The sequence below is a fragment of the Phaeobacter gallaeciensis genome, from assembly GCF_001678945.1.
Taxonomy (GTDB): domain Bacteria; phylum Pseudomonadota; class Alphaproteobacteria; order Rhodobacterales; family Rhodobacteraceae; genus Phycobacter; species Phycobacter gallaeciensis_A.
Genome location: NZ_CP015124.1, coordinates 252,188 through 266,947, shown reverse-complemented (window position 1 = coordinate 266,947; position 14,760 = coordinate 252,188). Strand labels below are relative to the sequence as shown.

Sequence of the window (14,760 nt, the reverse complement as noted above, 5' to 3'; positions counted from 1 at the left end):
TGGGGCGTTGGTTGAGACTGGGAAACATTTAGGGGCGTTTTGCGTGCGGAACAGGGCGGCCCTGCTGGGATCGCGGCGTCAGTTCGTGACTTTGGAAATGGTGTCGGACTCTCACAGCACCGGCGCCAGCAACCGGGCCACGGGGGCGAAAAGGCGGACGGACCAGTGCTGCGCCGCGAGTGGCCGATCCAAACTGCGCGCGCGGGTGAAATCATCCTCCAGCATCGCGGCGACGGCTTCCGCCGCGCCGGTATCAAAGAACAGCGCCATGGTTTCGAAATTCAGTCGAAAAGAGCGATTGTCCATATTGGTGGTACCGACGGCGGCGACGGTATCATCGACGACAAAGGTCTTTTGATGCATGAAGCCGCCGGAATACTGCAGGACCTGAACACCGACCTTTTGCAGGTCATCGAAATAGGCGAATGAGGCCAACCATGGCAGGTAGTGGTCGACAATGCCTGGCAACAGTATGCGCACATCCACGCCGCGCAGCGCTGCGTGTTTGAGGGCGGCCACGACATCAAGGTCGGGAACGAAATAGGGCGAAGCGATCCAGACCCGGCTGCGGGCGGCAGAGATGGCCGAAAAGAACATCATTGATCCGTTTTCGGTGGTATCCCCGGGCCCTGTCGGCACGATCAGGGCGGATCGGTTTTCCGGCGACGGCTCCGGCTCCCATGTGAGCAGGTCCAGGATCGGCTCATCCGTCAGCCAGTGCCAGTCCTGCGCATAGGTCAGCTGCAGCTGTTGCACCACCGGGCCGGTCAGCTCCACATGGGTGTCGCGCCAGTCGCCAAACGCCTTGGTGTGGCTGATATATTCATCGCCGACGTTCAGCCCGCCGGTAAAGCCCACACGGCCATCGGCCACCACGGTTTTGCGGTGGTTGCGAAAGTTCAGCATGAAGCGGTGCTTGGGGCCCCTTTGGGTGCCGCGATCCACCAGATTGACGCCAGCCTGTTGCAGCTCGGCAAGATAGGAGGTGGGCAGGCCGTGGCTGCCGATCCGGTCGGCCATGAACCAGACAGCAACGCCGCGTTGTCTGGCGGCAATGATGTGCCTCTTTAGGCGGCGTCCCAGATCATCGTCGCGCACGATGTAGAACTGGATCAAGAGGTAGTCGCGCGCCTCATCTATGGCGCGGAACATACTGGCAAACCCGGCTTTTCCGTCAATCAGCAGGCGGAAGCCGTTACCGGTACAGACCTGCAGGCCAGAGACCGCTTCGAACGGTGCAGGGTCCACAGCCATCTTCGCCGGGCTATGTGTACCCCGCACCTCGGCCATTGGCTGCATGTCCCGCACGGCGCGATGGGCGTCCTGGCGGGCGGCGCGGTAGCGTTCGAACCGGTGATGGCCAAAGATCATATAGGCGGGCAGGGCGATCAGGGGCGAGGCCAGCAGGAACACGACCCAGCCGATGGCGCCCTGCGGCGTGCGGGCGGTGCGGGCCGCGTTCAGCGCACCCAGAACCGCAAGTCCCCACATCAGGAGGACGCCACCCGTGCTGATCGCGACCCAGAACGTCACCTGGCCTGTCCCATTATTCGGTTCCTTTCCAATGGAGTATGGCCGGGGCCTTCTCTGATTGCCAGTGGGCAGTCGCGGGGCGAGGACCGCAGGTTCTTGGGTGACCGGGAGGCCACAGGTCACACCAGAGGTGAAAACCAATCGTGTCAGGCTGGCGATTCTGCCGAGGCTGTGGAACGGTTTGCAGCATGAACCTGTTTGCTGTCCTTTCCCCTTGGCTGCGCGCGTTGGCCCGCGCTGCCGCCGCATTCAACCGTAAGAACGGATGGGTGATGAGCAGTCATATCGCCATGTCGATGATGCTGGCGCTGTTCCCCTTTGTCCTGTTCACCGTCGCCCTTTCGGGGGCCGCCGCGAGCCTTTTGTCACAGGATGTCGCGATAGAGGATCTGGTGGACCTCGTCTTTGGCGGCTGGCCCGAGGAGGTTTCGAAGCCGATCCTGAACGAACTCTTCGCGGTTTTGGAGACCTCCAGCACGCAACTGGCGACGCTGGGCGGGGTTCTCGCGCTTTACTTTGCCTCCAACGGCGTCAATGCGGTGCGGGTGGCCATGGTCAATGCCTATGGCGACAACGATCCCCGGCCTTTCTGGAAGGCGCGTCTGATCTGCGCCGGGCTGGTGGTGCTGGGCGGCGCGGGCATCCTTGTGGCGGCACTCTTCGAGGTCGTTTTGCCGCTTTATGTCCGCTATATCGCCGATCTGCTGCCCTATCAGCTGGTCGGGCCGGGATGGGAGCAGGGATTCAGTGGCGTGTTGTTGTTTCTGTTGCCGCTGGTCGCGGTGCTGCTGTGCCATATTTTGCTGCCCGGGCAGCGGCACCGGGTATCGCAGATCCTGCCGGGGGCGGTGCTGACGGTGGTGCTGTGGTGGGCCGCGGGGATTGGTTTTGCGATCTATGTCGGATCGTTCGCGCAGTACTCGGCCACCTATGCGGGGCTAGCGGGAGCCATGGCGGCGATGATCTTTCTTTATGTGAATGCCGCGATCCTGATTTTTGGCGCCGAGTTCAACGGTGCGTTGATGCGGCTGGACCAGCCCGGCGCCGAGGCAGCAGAGGCGTCTGGGGACAGCTACGTCGAATAGTATGCACCGGCGGTTCTTGGAAAATTCGGAGGCGGAAGCCTTATTGTTTCCGGTTTTGCAACAAAAAAGGCAGGTTTGCCACAATTTGGCCATCGGCTGGGCGAAATACGCGGGTAGGCAAGATTCAGCCGACGCAAGAATAGGGACCGCCGCGATGCTGAAACGCCTTCAAGATCTCTTCAAGAGCCCGATGCCCGACATGGCTCCGACGCCGCGTGCCCAGATGATTTTCCGGCAGTGCGAAGACGAAGGCCCAGATGCGCGTTTGCTACGCGAGCTGGCCACCCTGTCCCTGCAGACAACGCAGCAGCCGTTGCATTAAAAAGCGGCCTGATCGGCCCGCCGGGGCGCTTAACCCCGGAAGCCGGTGGCGATGACGAACTTTTCGGAACTGTCCGACCGCGATGCGGGTGGTTTCACATTGGCAACCTTGGTGAACTTCTGTTTCAAAAGTTTCTGCAGGTCGCCCTCGGCACCGCCGGCCAGAACCTTGGCCACGAAGGTGCCGCCCTGTTCCAGCACATCAAACGAGAAATAGGCAGCTGCCTCGCAAAGGGCCATGATCTTCAGGTGGTCGGTCTGCTTGTGGCCGGAACTGGCAGCGGCCATATCCGACATCACCACATCGGCCATGCCACCAAGCCATTCCTTGACCTGATCGTCGGCGCCCTCATCCATGAAATCCAGTTGGTGGAATTCGGCTCCGGCCAGCGGTTCGACCTCCTGCAGGTCGACGCCGATGATGCGGCCGATGGATTTGCCTTGCTTTTCGCCCAGCGCATTGATGCGTTTGATCGCGACCTGCGCCCAGCCTCCTGGCGCGCAGCCAAGATCAACGACCCGGGCCCCCGGTACGAGGAAGCGGAACTTGTCGTCCAGCTCCATGATCTTGTAGGCGGCCCGGCCGCGATAGCCTTCGGCCTGGGCGCGGCGCACGTAGGGATCGTTCAGCTGACGCTGCAGCCAGCGGGTCGAAGAAAGCTTGCGCCCGCGAGCGGTCTTTACCTTGACCTTGAGGTCACGCTGGCCGCGGCCCGAAGTGTTCTTGCCGGTCGGGCTCTTGCCGGAAGGGGTCTTTGCCATCTCTTTGTACCATCTTTGCCGATGTCGGTCTTTGCCAGTATAGGCTCGCTTTCCGCGGTCCATGACAGATCGGACGCGAAAACTCAAATGCCGAGGGTTCGGTCTGCGTTATTAAAAGGGTCCGTCTTCCAGAACACCGTCCGCGCTCATCTGTGCATATAGCAACCCTTCGCGCAGGCCCCGGTCCGCGACCGACAACCGGTCGGTGGGCCAGCAGCGAAGGAGAGCCTGCAGGATCGCGGCACCAGACATGATCAGCGCCTGACGGTCCTCGCCGATGCGTGGGTCACTGCGGCGCCCCTGCGGGCCGAGATCCAGATAACCGCGGATCACCTTGTCGATCTGATCACTGGTCATGCGCAGCCCGTCGACCTTGGTGCGGTCATAGCGTTTCAGCCCCAAATGGGAGGCGGCGACGGTGGTCACGGTGCCCGAGGTGCCAACGATCTGGAAACCTTCGCGGGCCTGCTCATCCTTATAGGGGGCAAAATCGGCGAGGTGTTCTTCAAAGAACCAGCTCATCAAGGCAAAACGGGCGGCATCGTCGTCGACGTCGTTGAACTGATCGCGCAGTGTCGCCACCCCAAGGGGTACAGAAATCCAATCCACTACCTTGGCGGCGGGGAAGGGGCTTTCTGGTGGATGGAACCCGGCATGCAGGCGCATGATAGCCGAAGGCCGGTCGCGGCGCGGGACCGAGGAAATGTCGATCCAAACCAATTCGGTCGAGCCGCCGCCAATATCCACGACCAAGAGCTGTTCCGTCTTGGTCGAAACCAGCGGCGCGCAGGAGATGACCGCCAGACGCGCTTCTTCCTCGGGCTGGATGATTTCAAGCGTCAGACCGGTTTCCCGTTTGACCTGCCGGATGAAATCGCGCGCGTTCTTGGCGCGGCGGCACGCCTCGGTGGTGACGAGCCGCATCCGGCGCACTTTGTTCCGTTTGAGCTTTTGCTGACAGATCCGCAGCGCCTGAATGGTGCGCGACATCGACGAACGGGACAGGCGCCCGGTTCGTTCAAGGCCGGTCCCAAGCTGGACCGACTTGGAAAAGCTGTCCACCACGTGAAAGCCACTGCCATTGGGCTGGGCGATCAGCATGCGACAACTGTTTGTGCCAAGATCCAATGCCGCATAAAGCGCATCCGGATCCGGACGGGCTGGTACAGGGGTTTCAACCGCCTTGGGAAACGCGCCCGCACCTTTGGAACGCCTGGGCGCCATGATTCACGCCCTCCGATTATCGTGTTGGTTTTAGGATATGTTCACAAAGACGTATGTGCAAGGGCGGCGGCGCCCGGATCGACGCTTTCCTTGTGTCGGTTAACGGCGCTGCTCCGGCCCTTGTTTCGGCGCTCAGCCTGTGTTGCCAGGGGCTTGTGCAGGGTCTTGGCGACAACCTCATAAGCTTGATGAGAATTATGAGGATGCCCCTCTGTGGCCATGCGGGCCCGGAGAATGTATTCAGAGCCAGAGCAAAAGGTCGCTCAAACCCCAAGTGTTGTCGAAAACCGGCACCCGCGTTTCAGGATCGCATTCTAGAAACGCAGCAGAACAGACGCAAAGCAAAGGACCCGACATGCCTGACGTCACCATCGTATACTGGCGCGATATCCCGGCTCAGGTCATCGTGGGCAAGGGCCGCCGCGGCGCCAAACGCCAGCTCGAAGAACGGTTCGAGCAGGCCATTGACCGCGCAGCGATGAAGGTGAACGCCAAGGATGCGGACGCCTATCTCGCGGAATGGCGCAAGGCGGCTCCCTTTGCGGCGGAGGGCGATCCGGCAGAGATCGCCGAAGCCGAAGCGGCACGTCTGGAAGGAGAGTTCGATCAGGAGCGTCTGAAAGCCCTGATCGCGAATGACGGATGGGCGTGAGCCTGACACCACTATGGGAGGCCGTGATGGCTTTGTTGAACTTCAAGAAACGCGAGGCCACCAGCCCGCAGCCCGTCAACCCGCAGGTCGAAGCCTTCCTTGACGGATATTCGATCGAGGTGATGCCGCGCACCGCGACCAAGGTCGAGGATTTCCGCGATCTGCTGCCCGCAGGCACCCGCGTCTATATCGCCCATATCGAAGGCACGCCCATCGAAGACATGGTCGAGACCGCCAAGCGCCTGAATGCCGAAGGCTTTCCCGTCATGCCGCACTTCCCGGCGCGGATCATCAAAGACGAGGCGACCTTGGCGGACTGGATCGCGCGCTATCAGGGCGAGGCTGACGTCAAACAGGCGCTGCTTCTGGCCGGTGGTGTGGCGCAGCCGCACGGTGCCTTCGACAGCTCGATGCAGCTCCTGGAAACCGGACTGTTCGACAAGGCGGGTTTCTCCAACCTGCACGTCGCGGGCCACCCCGAAGGCAACAAGGACATCGATCCGGACGGTTCCTCGAAGAACGTGATGGAAGCGGTTCTGTGGAAACAGAAATTCTCGGAGCGCACCGATGCCAAGATGGCGTTGGCGACCCAGTTCGCCTTTGAGGCAAAGCCGATCATCGAATGGGCTGACGGTCTGAAAGAAGCCGGTGTCGACCTGCCGATCCACATCGGTATCGCCGGTCCGGCCAAGCTGCAGACGCTGATCAAATTCGCCATCGCCTGCGGTGTGGGCCCGTCGCTGAAGGTGCTGCAGAAACGCGCAATGGACGTGTCCAAGCTGCTGCTGCCCTATGAGCCGACCGATGTCGTTGCCGAGCTTGCTGCCCACAAGGCCGCGAACCCGGATTTCAACATTACCAATGTACACTTCTTCCCGCTGGGCGGCATCAAGACTAACGCCACCTGGGCCATCAACAACGGCGGCGCCTCGGCGCAGCCAGTCAACTCCCAAGGATAAGACATGACCCGTACTGTCGTAGAATCAAAAACAAAAACCGCTGTCCTGGGCTTTGATGAGCCGTTCTGCGTGATCGGCGAACGGATCAACCCGACAGGCCGTAAGAAACTGGCAGCAGAGCTGGAAGCGGGCGATTTCTCCACCGTTGAGAAAGACGCACTGGCACAGGTGGCAGCCGGGGCCAATATCCTCGATATCAACGCGGGCGTAGTCTATAATTCTAACCCCAACCCGAACGAGACCGAGCCGCCGCTGATGACCAAGATCATTGAGCTGGTGCAGGGTCTGGTCGATGTGCCGCTGTGCATCGACAGCTCGGTCCCCGAGGCGCTTGAGGCCGGTCTGGCTGCCGCGCAGGGTCGCCCGCTGCTGAACTCGGTCACCGGTGAGGAAGAGCGCCTGGAACTGGTTCTGCCGCTGGTCAAGAAATACAACGTGCCGGTGGTTGCGATCTCGAACGACGACACCGGGATCTCGGAAGATCCCGACGTGCGTTTCGCCGTGGCCAAGAAGATCGTCGAACGCGCTGCCGATTTCGGTATCCCCGCGCATGACATCGTGGTCGACCCGCTGGTAATGCCGATCGGCGCCATGGCGACCGCTGGTCATCAGGTCTTTACCCTGGTGCGTCGCCTACGCGAAGAACTGGGTGTGAACACCACCTGCGGTGCGTCGAACATCTCCTTTGGTCTGCCGAACCGTCACGGCATCAACAACGCCTTCCTGCCGATGGCAATGGGCGCGGGCATGACCTCTGCGATCATGAACCCGGTGGCGCTGCCGGTGACGCAAAAGGCGATTGCCGAGAAGAAGGAACAGGTAACCGCCGCTGGTATCATCCTGCCCGAAGGCATGGACGATGAGACCTTCGTCACCTTGTTCGGTCTCGGCTCGACCAAGCCGCGCGCGGGCAAGGAGATGGAAGCGATCCGCGCTGCCAACCTCTTGACCAACAATGATCCGCACGGCGGTGCCTGGATTGCCGCCAACAAGGCACCGGCAAAGGCTGGCGAAGAAGGCCGTGGCCGCGGTGGCCGCACCGGTGGCCGTCGCCGCCGCGCCTGAACCTGATAACAATATCGTGAGGGGAGGCCGGGATTTGTCCCGGCCTTTTCTTGTGTGCGGTCTGGGGGGACCGTATTTTAACAAACGGAGCAGGGGCGACAGTGTCCTGTGCGTGTGCTTCCTGAGCCAAACGTTGCGGGTGCGGTCGGATTGCGCACAAACCTTTGGCAAAAGGTTATCTTCAGACTTCGTTAGCGGTGATCCATTTACAGATTACAACAGAGGAATGGTTGCCCATGGTCATTTGGGTGACGTGTCCGAGCTGCAAGGGAAGCAACGGGTGAAACGACTTCAGGTGACCGATTTCTATTCCATGCTGGATGCGATTGGCATGGCGGTGATCGTTTTGGAGGTTGGTGACGACGGGATCCCCCGCTATGCCGCGATGAATTCGCGCGCCCGGGTCATTTCGAAACTTCCGGCAGAGGGTTGGTTTGGCAAGACTGCGATGGAAGTATTTGGCGGTTCCACCGGCGAGCGGGCTCTTGCCAAGCATATCGAAGTGGCGCGCGCTGCCGAAGAGGTAACCTATGAGATCAATCTCCCTGCGGTCCACAAGGAACGATACATCCGTACGACTATGAGCCCGGTTTTCGACGAGACAGGCAAGCTGACGCACCTTGTCGGCTCGTCAGCAGATGTCACGTCGGAACGTGAACGCGACGCGGCTTTGGAGCTGGCCAAGATCGCAAAGCAGGAGGCGGAGGCGGCCAGCCAGGCCAAGGAACGGTTCTTGGCTGAGATGAGCCATGAGATCCGGACGCCGATGAATGGCATCCTTGGGATCTGCGAGTTGCTGCAAGACACCAGTCTGGACGAAGAGCAGTCCCTGCTTGCCAATACGATACTGAGTTCTACCAATGCATTGCTGAAGATCGTCAACGAAGTTCTGGATTTCTCGCAGATCATCGCGGACAAGATTTCACTGCACTATGAACCCTTTTCATTGCGCGATCTTGTTGATGAAATCGTTACGCTTTTCTCGGCCAAGACCTCGTTCAAGGGGCTTGAGTTTCGCTTGGATTACCCTGATGCCGTGCCATCCGTTTTTGTGGGGGATGCCAGCAAGACCCGTCAGATCCTTTTGAACGTGATCGGAAACGCGATCAAATTTACCGACGAAGGCTATGTCTCGCTGGCGGTTTCCTATGATCCGGCCTCCGCAAGGGGGCCATTGCAATTCGTGGTTTCGGATACCGGCTGCGGGATCGAGGAAAGTAAGCTGCGTTCGATCTTTTCGGCCTACGAGCAAGCCGCCAGCTCGCCGCAGGCGCAGGCAGAGGGCACGGGGCTGGGCCTTGCAATCTCGCGGGCGCTGATCGAACGGATGGGGGGCGACATCACCGTCGACTCGGCGCCAGGACAGGGCGCGCGTTTCTCTCTTTGGTTGAACCTTGCGCCAGATATGGCTGATCCGCGGCGGGCAGAGACTGCGGGGAAGGCAGTCCTCAATCAGATCAACGGTGGTCTGGAACGGGAAGCTGGGATCGACACCGGTATCGCATCGGACCGGCTGCATGGGATGAAAATCCTTGTAGCCGAGGACAACAAGACCAACCAGATGGTCGTGGACAAGATGCTCCAGAAACTGGGGGCACAGGTCCGTCTTGCGGAAAACGGTGCTGCCGCCGTCGAAAACTATCTGGGCGCGGACTACGACCTGATCCTCATGGATCTTTCCATGCCGGTCATGGGCGGGCTTGAGGCGGCGCGCAGGATCAGGCAGCACGAGACAGAAACCGGTCGCGCCGAATGCCGGATCGTTGCGCTGACGGCGAATGCCCAGAAAAGCGACACAAGGGCCTGTTTCGAGGTTGGCATGAATGGATTCCTGACCAAGCCGTTTCGCAGGGCCGAACTTCTGGCCTGTCTCGCTTCACTCGACTGAGGTCTGGTTGGGTCCAGTGGTGTCGGCTGTGGGGTACGTGATGGACGGCAGTCAAAGCGATCGCGTGTTTGGGGCGGTCGCAACCTGGCTACATGATGTGATACAATCCGATCCTCACGCGGGCCTTGGCCAGCAATCTTTGGGAAAGGGGGCGCAACGTGAAAAAACGTCCCGGTAACCACTACCGGGACGTATAGCGTCAAGCCCCAGTGGAGCACAGTCTTGGGTGAGCGACTTAGCCGCGCCGACGCCTGCGTCTGCGCCCGCCGTCTGCCGCGCCATCGCCGCCGCCGGTGTTGAAGTTGACCTCGGGCAGGGTGACCACGGTTTCCAGGATCGGGAAGGGCTCGACCGAGTTCGGAATGGCCGAGGCATTGACGAAATGCTCCTGGAACCGGGGCTCCACTGCGGTTTCCACCTTTTCGATCTGGCGCACGGTCTCTTCGATTTCACGGCGGGCCTCGGTGTTCAGAAGCGCAATACGCGCACCGGTGCCTGCGGCGTTGCCGGCGCTGGTGACCTTTTCCAGCGGACAATCGGGGATCATGCCCAGAACCATCGCGTGTTTGGCCGAGATATGGGCGCCAAAGGCGCCGGCCAGCACCACGCGGTCCACGGTGTCGACGCCGAATTTGTCCATCAGCAACCGCGCGCCAGAGTAGAGCGCCGCCTTGGCCATCTGGATCGCCCGGATGTCAGGGTTGGTGACGGTAATCGTCGGACCGCCATCGGCAGATCCATCCCAGAGGACATAGGCGTTGGTGCGCCCGTCCTGAATACAGCGGCTGGAGCCGGTCTGTTCAGCTGATCCGATAAGCCCCGAGGCATCGAGAACGCCAGCAAGGCGCATTTCGGCAATCGCCTCGATAATACCAGAGCCGCAGATACCGGTGATGCCGGTGGTGGCGACCGCCTCGGCAAAGCCGTCCTCATCCGACCAGAGGTCCGATCCGATGACGCGGAACCGCGGTTCCTTGGTGTCAGGATTGATCTCGACCCGCTCGATAGCGCCGGGGGCGGCGCGCTGACCGCTGGAGATCTGCGCGCCCTCGAAGGCTGGACCTGTGGGGGACGAGCAGGCGAGGACCTTTTCCGTGTTGCCCAGCAGGATCTCCGCATTGGTGCCCACATCAACCACCAGCACCAGATCCTTGGATTTATCCGGTGCTTCGGACAGGGCCACGGCGGCAGCATCGGCGCCCACGTGGCCGGCGATGCAGGGCAGCAGGTAGACACGCGCTGCGGGGTGGATGTTGAGATCCAGCTCGCTGGCCCGCAGGGACAAGGCGTTCGAAGTCGCCAGGGCAAAGGGGGCTTGACCCAGTTCGAACGGATCAATGCCAAGGAACAGGTGGTGCATCACCGGGTTGCAGACAAAGACCGCATCGACGATCAGCGTCTGATCGATCCCGGCCTCTGCCGAAATCTGGGTGAACAGCTGCGCCATGCCTTCGCGGACCGCGCGGGTCATCTCCTGATCGCCGCCCTTGTTCATCATTGCGTAGCTGACCCGGCTCATCAGATCCTCACCAAAGCGGATCTGCGGGTTCATGATGCCGGAGGAGGCGACGACCTCGCCAGTTTTCAGATCGCACAGGTGGGCCGCGATGGTGGTGGAGCCTAGGTCAACCGCCAGCCCATAAAGCGAGCCTTCGTAGAGGCCAGGCCAGATATGCATGATGCGCGGCGGCGTGTTGCTGTCGCCCAGATGCACCGCGACGGTGACCTTCCAGCCGCCCTTGCGCAGGACGGGCTGCATGGTTTGCAGGATTTGCAGATCGCACTGGACGTTCTCGATCTCCCACTGAACCCGCAGGGCCTCGGCCAGCCGCTCCAGATCGCCCGAGGGTTTATGCATGTCGGGCTCTTCGACCTCGACGTAGAACAGGCGGGTCGACGGGTTCATCACGATGTCGCGCGCCTCGGCCCGTTTGCGGACCACCTGCCGGTGGACCTGGCTTTCGGGAGGAACGTCAATCACCACGTCGCCTTCGATCAGGGCCTGGCAGCCAAGGCGACGGCCATCGATCAGGCCACGCTTGTCCTTGTAGCGCTGTTCAACCTTGTTCCATGGGCTCAGCGCGTCGTCCTGCACGGAGACGCCGAGTTTCGAGAATTCGCCATAGGAGGGAGTGATCTGACATTTCGAGCAGATGCCCCGGCCACCGCAGACGGAATCCAGATCGACCCCAAGCTGCCGCGCAGCGGTCAGAACCGGGGTTCCGGCGGGGAACCGGCCGCGTTTGCCGGAGGGGGTAAACACAACGAGGGGATCGTCAGCCATGCCTGTGCCTTTTCACTAGAATTCTGTGGCGGAGCATAAGTTCTTTTTGCCCAAGGGAAAGGCGGCCCGCGTCATTTTTGGGCCTGGTTCCGGCATTTTTCAAAAATGAGCATCTGAGATGCGTCTTGAGCCTGCCGTACGCCCCGTTTGCCTGACCCTGAGGCCCTTGCAACGGGATTTGATCTATTTCTTGTCGTGGCCTCTTTTCCCTCCCGGGGTTCTGTGCCATAGGGTCACCGCCAAACGGGGTTTTGCATGGGGATGACAAATGCAGATTCGTGAGGCTCTCACATTTGATGATGTTCTTCTGGTTCCGGGGGCATCCGAAGTGCTGCCCAGCACGGCGGACACACGCACCCGTGTGACACGCTCGATTTCGCTCAACATTCCGCTGCTCAGCTCGGCCATGGACACGGTGACAGAGGCCCGCATGGCGATTGCCATGGCGCAGGCCGGTGGCATGGGCGTCATTCACAAGAACCTCGATACCGAAGAGCAGGCCCGGCAGGTACGCCGGGTCAAGCGTTTCGAAAGCGGTATCGTCTATAATCCCATCACCCTGACGGCAGATCAAACCCTTGCTGATGCCAAGGCGCTGCAGGAACGCTATCGCGTGACCGGCTTTCCGGTGGTTGACAGCGATGGCCGTGTGGTCGGCATTGTGACCAATCGCGACATGCGCTTTGCGAGCGATGACAACACGCCGGTTTCGGTGATGATGACATCGGACAAACTGGCGATCCTGCAAGAGCCTGCCGACCGCGAAGAGGCGAAATCGCTGATGAAGGCGCGCCGGATCGAAAAGCTGCTGATCACCGACAAATCGGGCAAGCTGACCGGTCTTCTGACCCTAAAAGACACCGAACAGGCGGTTCTGAACCCCACCGCCTGCAAGGACGATTTGGGCCGACTGCGCGTCGCAGCGGCCAGCTCGGTTGGCGATTCTGGCTTTGAACGCTCCGAGGCGCTGATCGATGCCGGCGTCGACATTGTTGTGGTTGATACCGCCCACGGCCATTCGGCAGGCGTGATCGAAGCTGTCAAACGGATCAAGGCGCTTTCGAACGAAGTGCAGGTGATTGCTGGTAACGTCGCCACCGCCGAAGCGACCCGCGCGCTGATCGATGCGGGCGCGGATGCCATCAAGGTCGGGATCGGCCCGGGCTCGATCTGCACCACTCGCATGGTGGCGGGCGTGGGTGTGCCGCAGCTGACCGCTGTGATGGATTGTGCCAGCGCGGCAGGCGACACGCCTGTGATCGCCGATGGCGGCATCAAGTTCTCCGGCGATTTTGCCAAGGCGATTGCCGCCGGCGCCTCCTGCGCCATGGTTGGCTCGATGATCGCCGGCACCGATGAAAGCCCGGGCGAGGTGATCCTGTATCAGGGCCGCTCGTTCAAGAGCTATCGCGGCATGGGCAGCCTTGGCGCCATGGCACGCGGCTCGGCCGACCGCTATTTCCAGAAGGACGCCGCCAGCGACAAACTGGTGCCCGAAGGGATCGAAGGTCAGGTGCCCTACAAAGGTTCCGCAGGCGCGGTCATTCACCAGTTGGTCGGCGGTCTTCGCGCGGCCATGGGCTATACCGGCTGTGCGACGGTCGAAGAGATGCGCCGCAACTGCAACTTCGTGAAGATCACCGGTGCTGGCCTCAAGGAAAGCCACGTTCACGACGTGCAGATCACCCGCGAAAGCCCGAACTACCGGATCGGATGATCTTGATGCGCAGTGCTGTGACAGCGTCAGCGAAGATCGGGGCCGGGGCGTGACCCCGGCGGCCCGCCTGCAGGCGGCGATCGAGGTCCTGGATCAGGTGATCGCGGGCGAGGCGGCGGAGAAGGCTTTGACGGGCTGGGCCCGGCGCAGTCGCTTTGCCGGCTCCAAGGATCGCGCGTCAGTGCGCGATCACGTCTTCACGGCGCTGCGCTGCTTTCGCTCCCATGCGGTTCTGGGTGGCAGCCTGACGGGCCGGGGCCTGATCCTTGGCGGTCTGCGGGAGGCGGGCGTCGATCCCTCCGATATGTTCACAGGTGAAGGCTACGCCCCTGCGCCGCTCAGCGCCGAAGAACAGGCCGAGCCTGTCGGTTTTTCCAATCCGGCAGAGGAATTCGATATTCCGGACTGGCTCTGGTCCCCCTTTTCAAGCAGCCTTGGGGACAATGCCGAGGCCGCAGCGCAGGCGCTCCGCCAGCGCGCGCCGGTGCATCTGCGGGTGAATCTTCGCAAGGCCAGCGTCGCGGAGGCCCGCGCCGCGCTGGAGGAGGAGGGGATCTCAACCGAGCCCCATGCTGCTTCACCCACCGCGCTGGAGGTCACCGAAGGCGCCCGCAAACTGCGTAACGGGGCGGCCTATAACAATGGTTTGGTTGAGCTGCAGGATGCCGCGAGCCAAGCGGTGGTGGATATGCTGCCGCTGCGTGATGGCCTATCCGTGCTGGACTACTGCGCCGGGGGCGGTGGCAAGAGCCTCGCCATGGCGGCGCGTGCCCAAATCCGCCTGACAGCCCAAGACATCGATCCCCGCCGGATGAAGGATCTGCCGGAGCGGGCATCGCGCGCCGGGGTTCAGATCAGCTGCCAGCCCACCGAGGCGGTTCGATCTGCGGCGCCCTTTGATCTGGTGCTTTGCGATGCGCCCTGTTCCGGCTCCGGTTCTTGGCGGCGCGCACCCGAAGGCAAATGGCGCCTGACGCCGGAGCGGCTGGACGAGATCCGGGCCATTCAGGCCGAAATTCTGGATGAGGCGGCCGAACTTACAGCGCCAGACGGTGTGCTGGCGTATGCCACCTGCTCCATGCTGGAGGCGGAAAACGGCGATCAGATCCGTGCCTTCCTGTCCCGCAGCCCGGAATGGCAACTGATCGGCGAAAAAGCCTGGGGGGTGCAGGATGGCACTGATGGCTTCTTCGCAGCGATGTTGACGCGGTCGAAGGCTGGTTGATAAGTATCTGTCAACAAAAGCCGCTGCACCATTAACGTGGCCTTA

The 14,760-nt window shown here is 61.5% G+C and carries 12 protein-coding genes; 8 read left to right on the top strand and 4 right to left on the bottom strand.

Features of this window, described 5'->3' with window-relative positions; all coding sequences use genetic code 11:
- Positions 1–111: 111 nt before the first annotated feature.
- On the bottom strand, positions 112–1,533 hold the full coding sequence (gene cls / locus JL2886_RS01225) for a cardiolipin synthase (protein ID WP_335645288.1): 1,422 nt from the start codon (positions 1,531–1,533) through the stop codon (positions 112–114).
- Between the two features lie 188 nt (positions 1,534–1,721).
- On the opposite strand from cls, the gene JL2886_RS01220 reads away from it, so the two are divergent.
- On the top strand, positions 1,722–2,618 hold the full coding sequence (locus tag JL2886_RS01220) for a YihY/virulence factor BrkB family protein (protein WP_065270349.1): 897 nt from the start codon (positions 1,722–1,724) through the stop codon (positions 2,616–2,618).
- A 16-nt stretch (positions 2,619–2,634) separates the two neighbouring features.
- Positions 2,635–2,940, top strand: coding sequence for a hypothetical protein (locus tag JL2886_RS01215; RefSeq protein ID WP_133245342.1), 306 nt, complete (start codon positions 2,635–2,637; stop codon positions 2,938–2,940).
- 29 nt (positions 2,941–2,969) lie between these two features.
- Here the strand turns inward: JL2886_RS01215 and JL2886_RS01210 are convergent, their stop codons facing one another.
- Positions 2,970–3,701, bottom strand: coding sequence for an RlmE family RNA methyltransferase (locus tag JL2886_RS01210; protein WP_065273466.1), 732 nt, complete (start codon positions 3,699–3,701; stop codon positions 2,970–2,972).
- 111 nt (positions 3,702–3,812) lie between these two features.
- Complete coding sequence (locus JL2886_RS01205; protein WP_065270347.1) at positions 3,813–4,925, bottom strand: Ppx/GppA phosphatase family protein; 1,113 nt, start codon at positions 4,923–4,925, stop codon at positions 3,813–3,815.
- 355 nt (positions 4,926–5,280) lie between these two features.
- Here JL2886_RS01205 and JL2886_RS01200 point away from each other — a divergent pair, with 355 nt between their 5' ends.
- From JL2886_RS01200 to JL2886_RS01185, 4 genes are all read left to right on the top strand, one after another.
- Positions 5,281–5,577 carry a virulence factor gene (locus JL2886_RS01200; RefSeq protein ID WP_065270346.1) on the top strand — a complete coding sequence of 99 codons (297 nt, stop codon included), beginning with the start codon at positions 5,281–5,283 and terminating at the stop codon, positions 5,575–5,577.
- Between the two features lie 26 nt (positions 5,578–5,603).
- A complete protein-coding gene (locus JL2886_RS01195; protein ID WP_065273465.1) occupies positions 5,604–6,536 on the top strand; it encodes a 5,10-methylenetetrahydrofolate reductase in 933 nt (310 codons plus the stop codon).
- A gap of 3 nt (positions 6,537–6,539) precedes the next feature.
- Complete coding sequence (locus tag JL2886_RS01190) at positions 6,540–7,601, top strand: methyltetrahydrofolate cobalamin methyltransferase (protein WP_065270345.1); 1,062 nt, start codon at positions 6,540–6,542, stop codon at positions 7,599–7,601.
- 280 nt (positions 7,602–7,881) lie between these two features.
- Positions 7,882–9,489, top strand: coding sequence for a response regulator (locus tag JL2886_RS01185; protein WP_065273464.1), 1,608 nt, complete (start codon positions 7,882–7,884; stop codon positions 9,487–9,489).
- Positions 9,490–9,724: 235 nt separating this feature from the next.
- Here JL2886_RS01185 and JL2886_RS01180 read toward each other — a convergent pair whose 3' ends face one another.
- A complete protein-coding gene (locus tag JL2886_RS01180; RefSeq protein WP_065270344.1) occupies positions 9,725–11,773 on the bottom strand; it encodes an ASKHA domain-containing protein in 2,049 nt (682 codons plus the stop codon).
- Positions 11,774–12,041: 268 nt separating this feature from the next.
- On the opposite strand from JL2886_RS01180, the gene guaB reads away from it, so the two are divergent.
- Positions 12,042–13,490, top strand: coding sequence for an IMP dehydrogenase (gene guaB, locus JL2886_RS01175; RefSeq protein ID WP_065270343.1), 1,449 nt, complete (start codon positions 12,042–12,044; stop codon positions 13,488–13,490).
- A gap of 49 nt (positions 13,491–13,539) precedes the next feature.
- On the top strand, positions 13,540–14,715 hold the full coding sequence (locus JL2886_RS01170) for an RsmB/NOP family class I SAM-dependent RNA methyltransferase (RefSeq protein ID WP_065270342.1): 1,176 nt from the start codon (positions 13,540–13,542) through the stop codon (positions 14,713–14,715).
- The last annotated feature ends 45 nt before the right edge of the window (positions 14,716–14,760 follow it).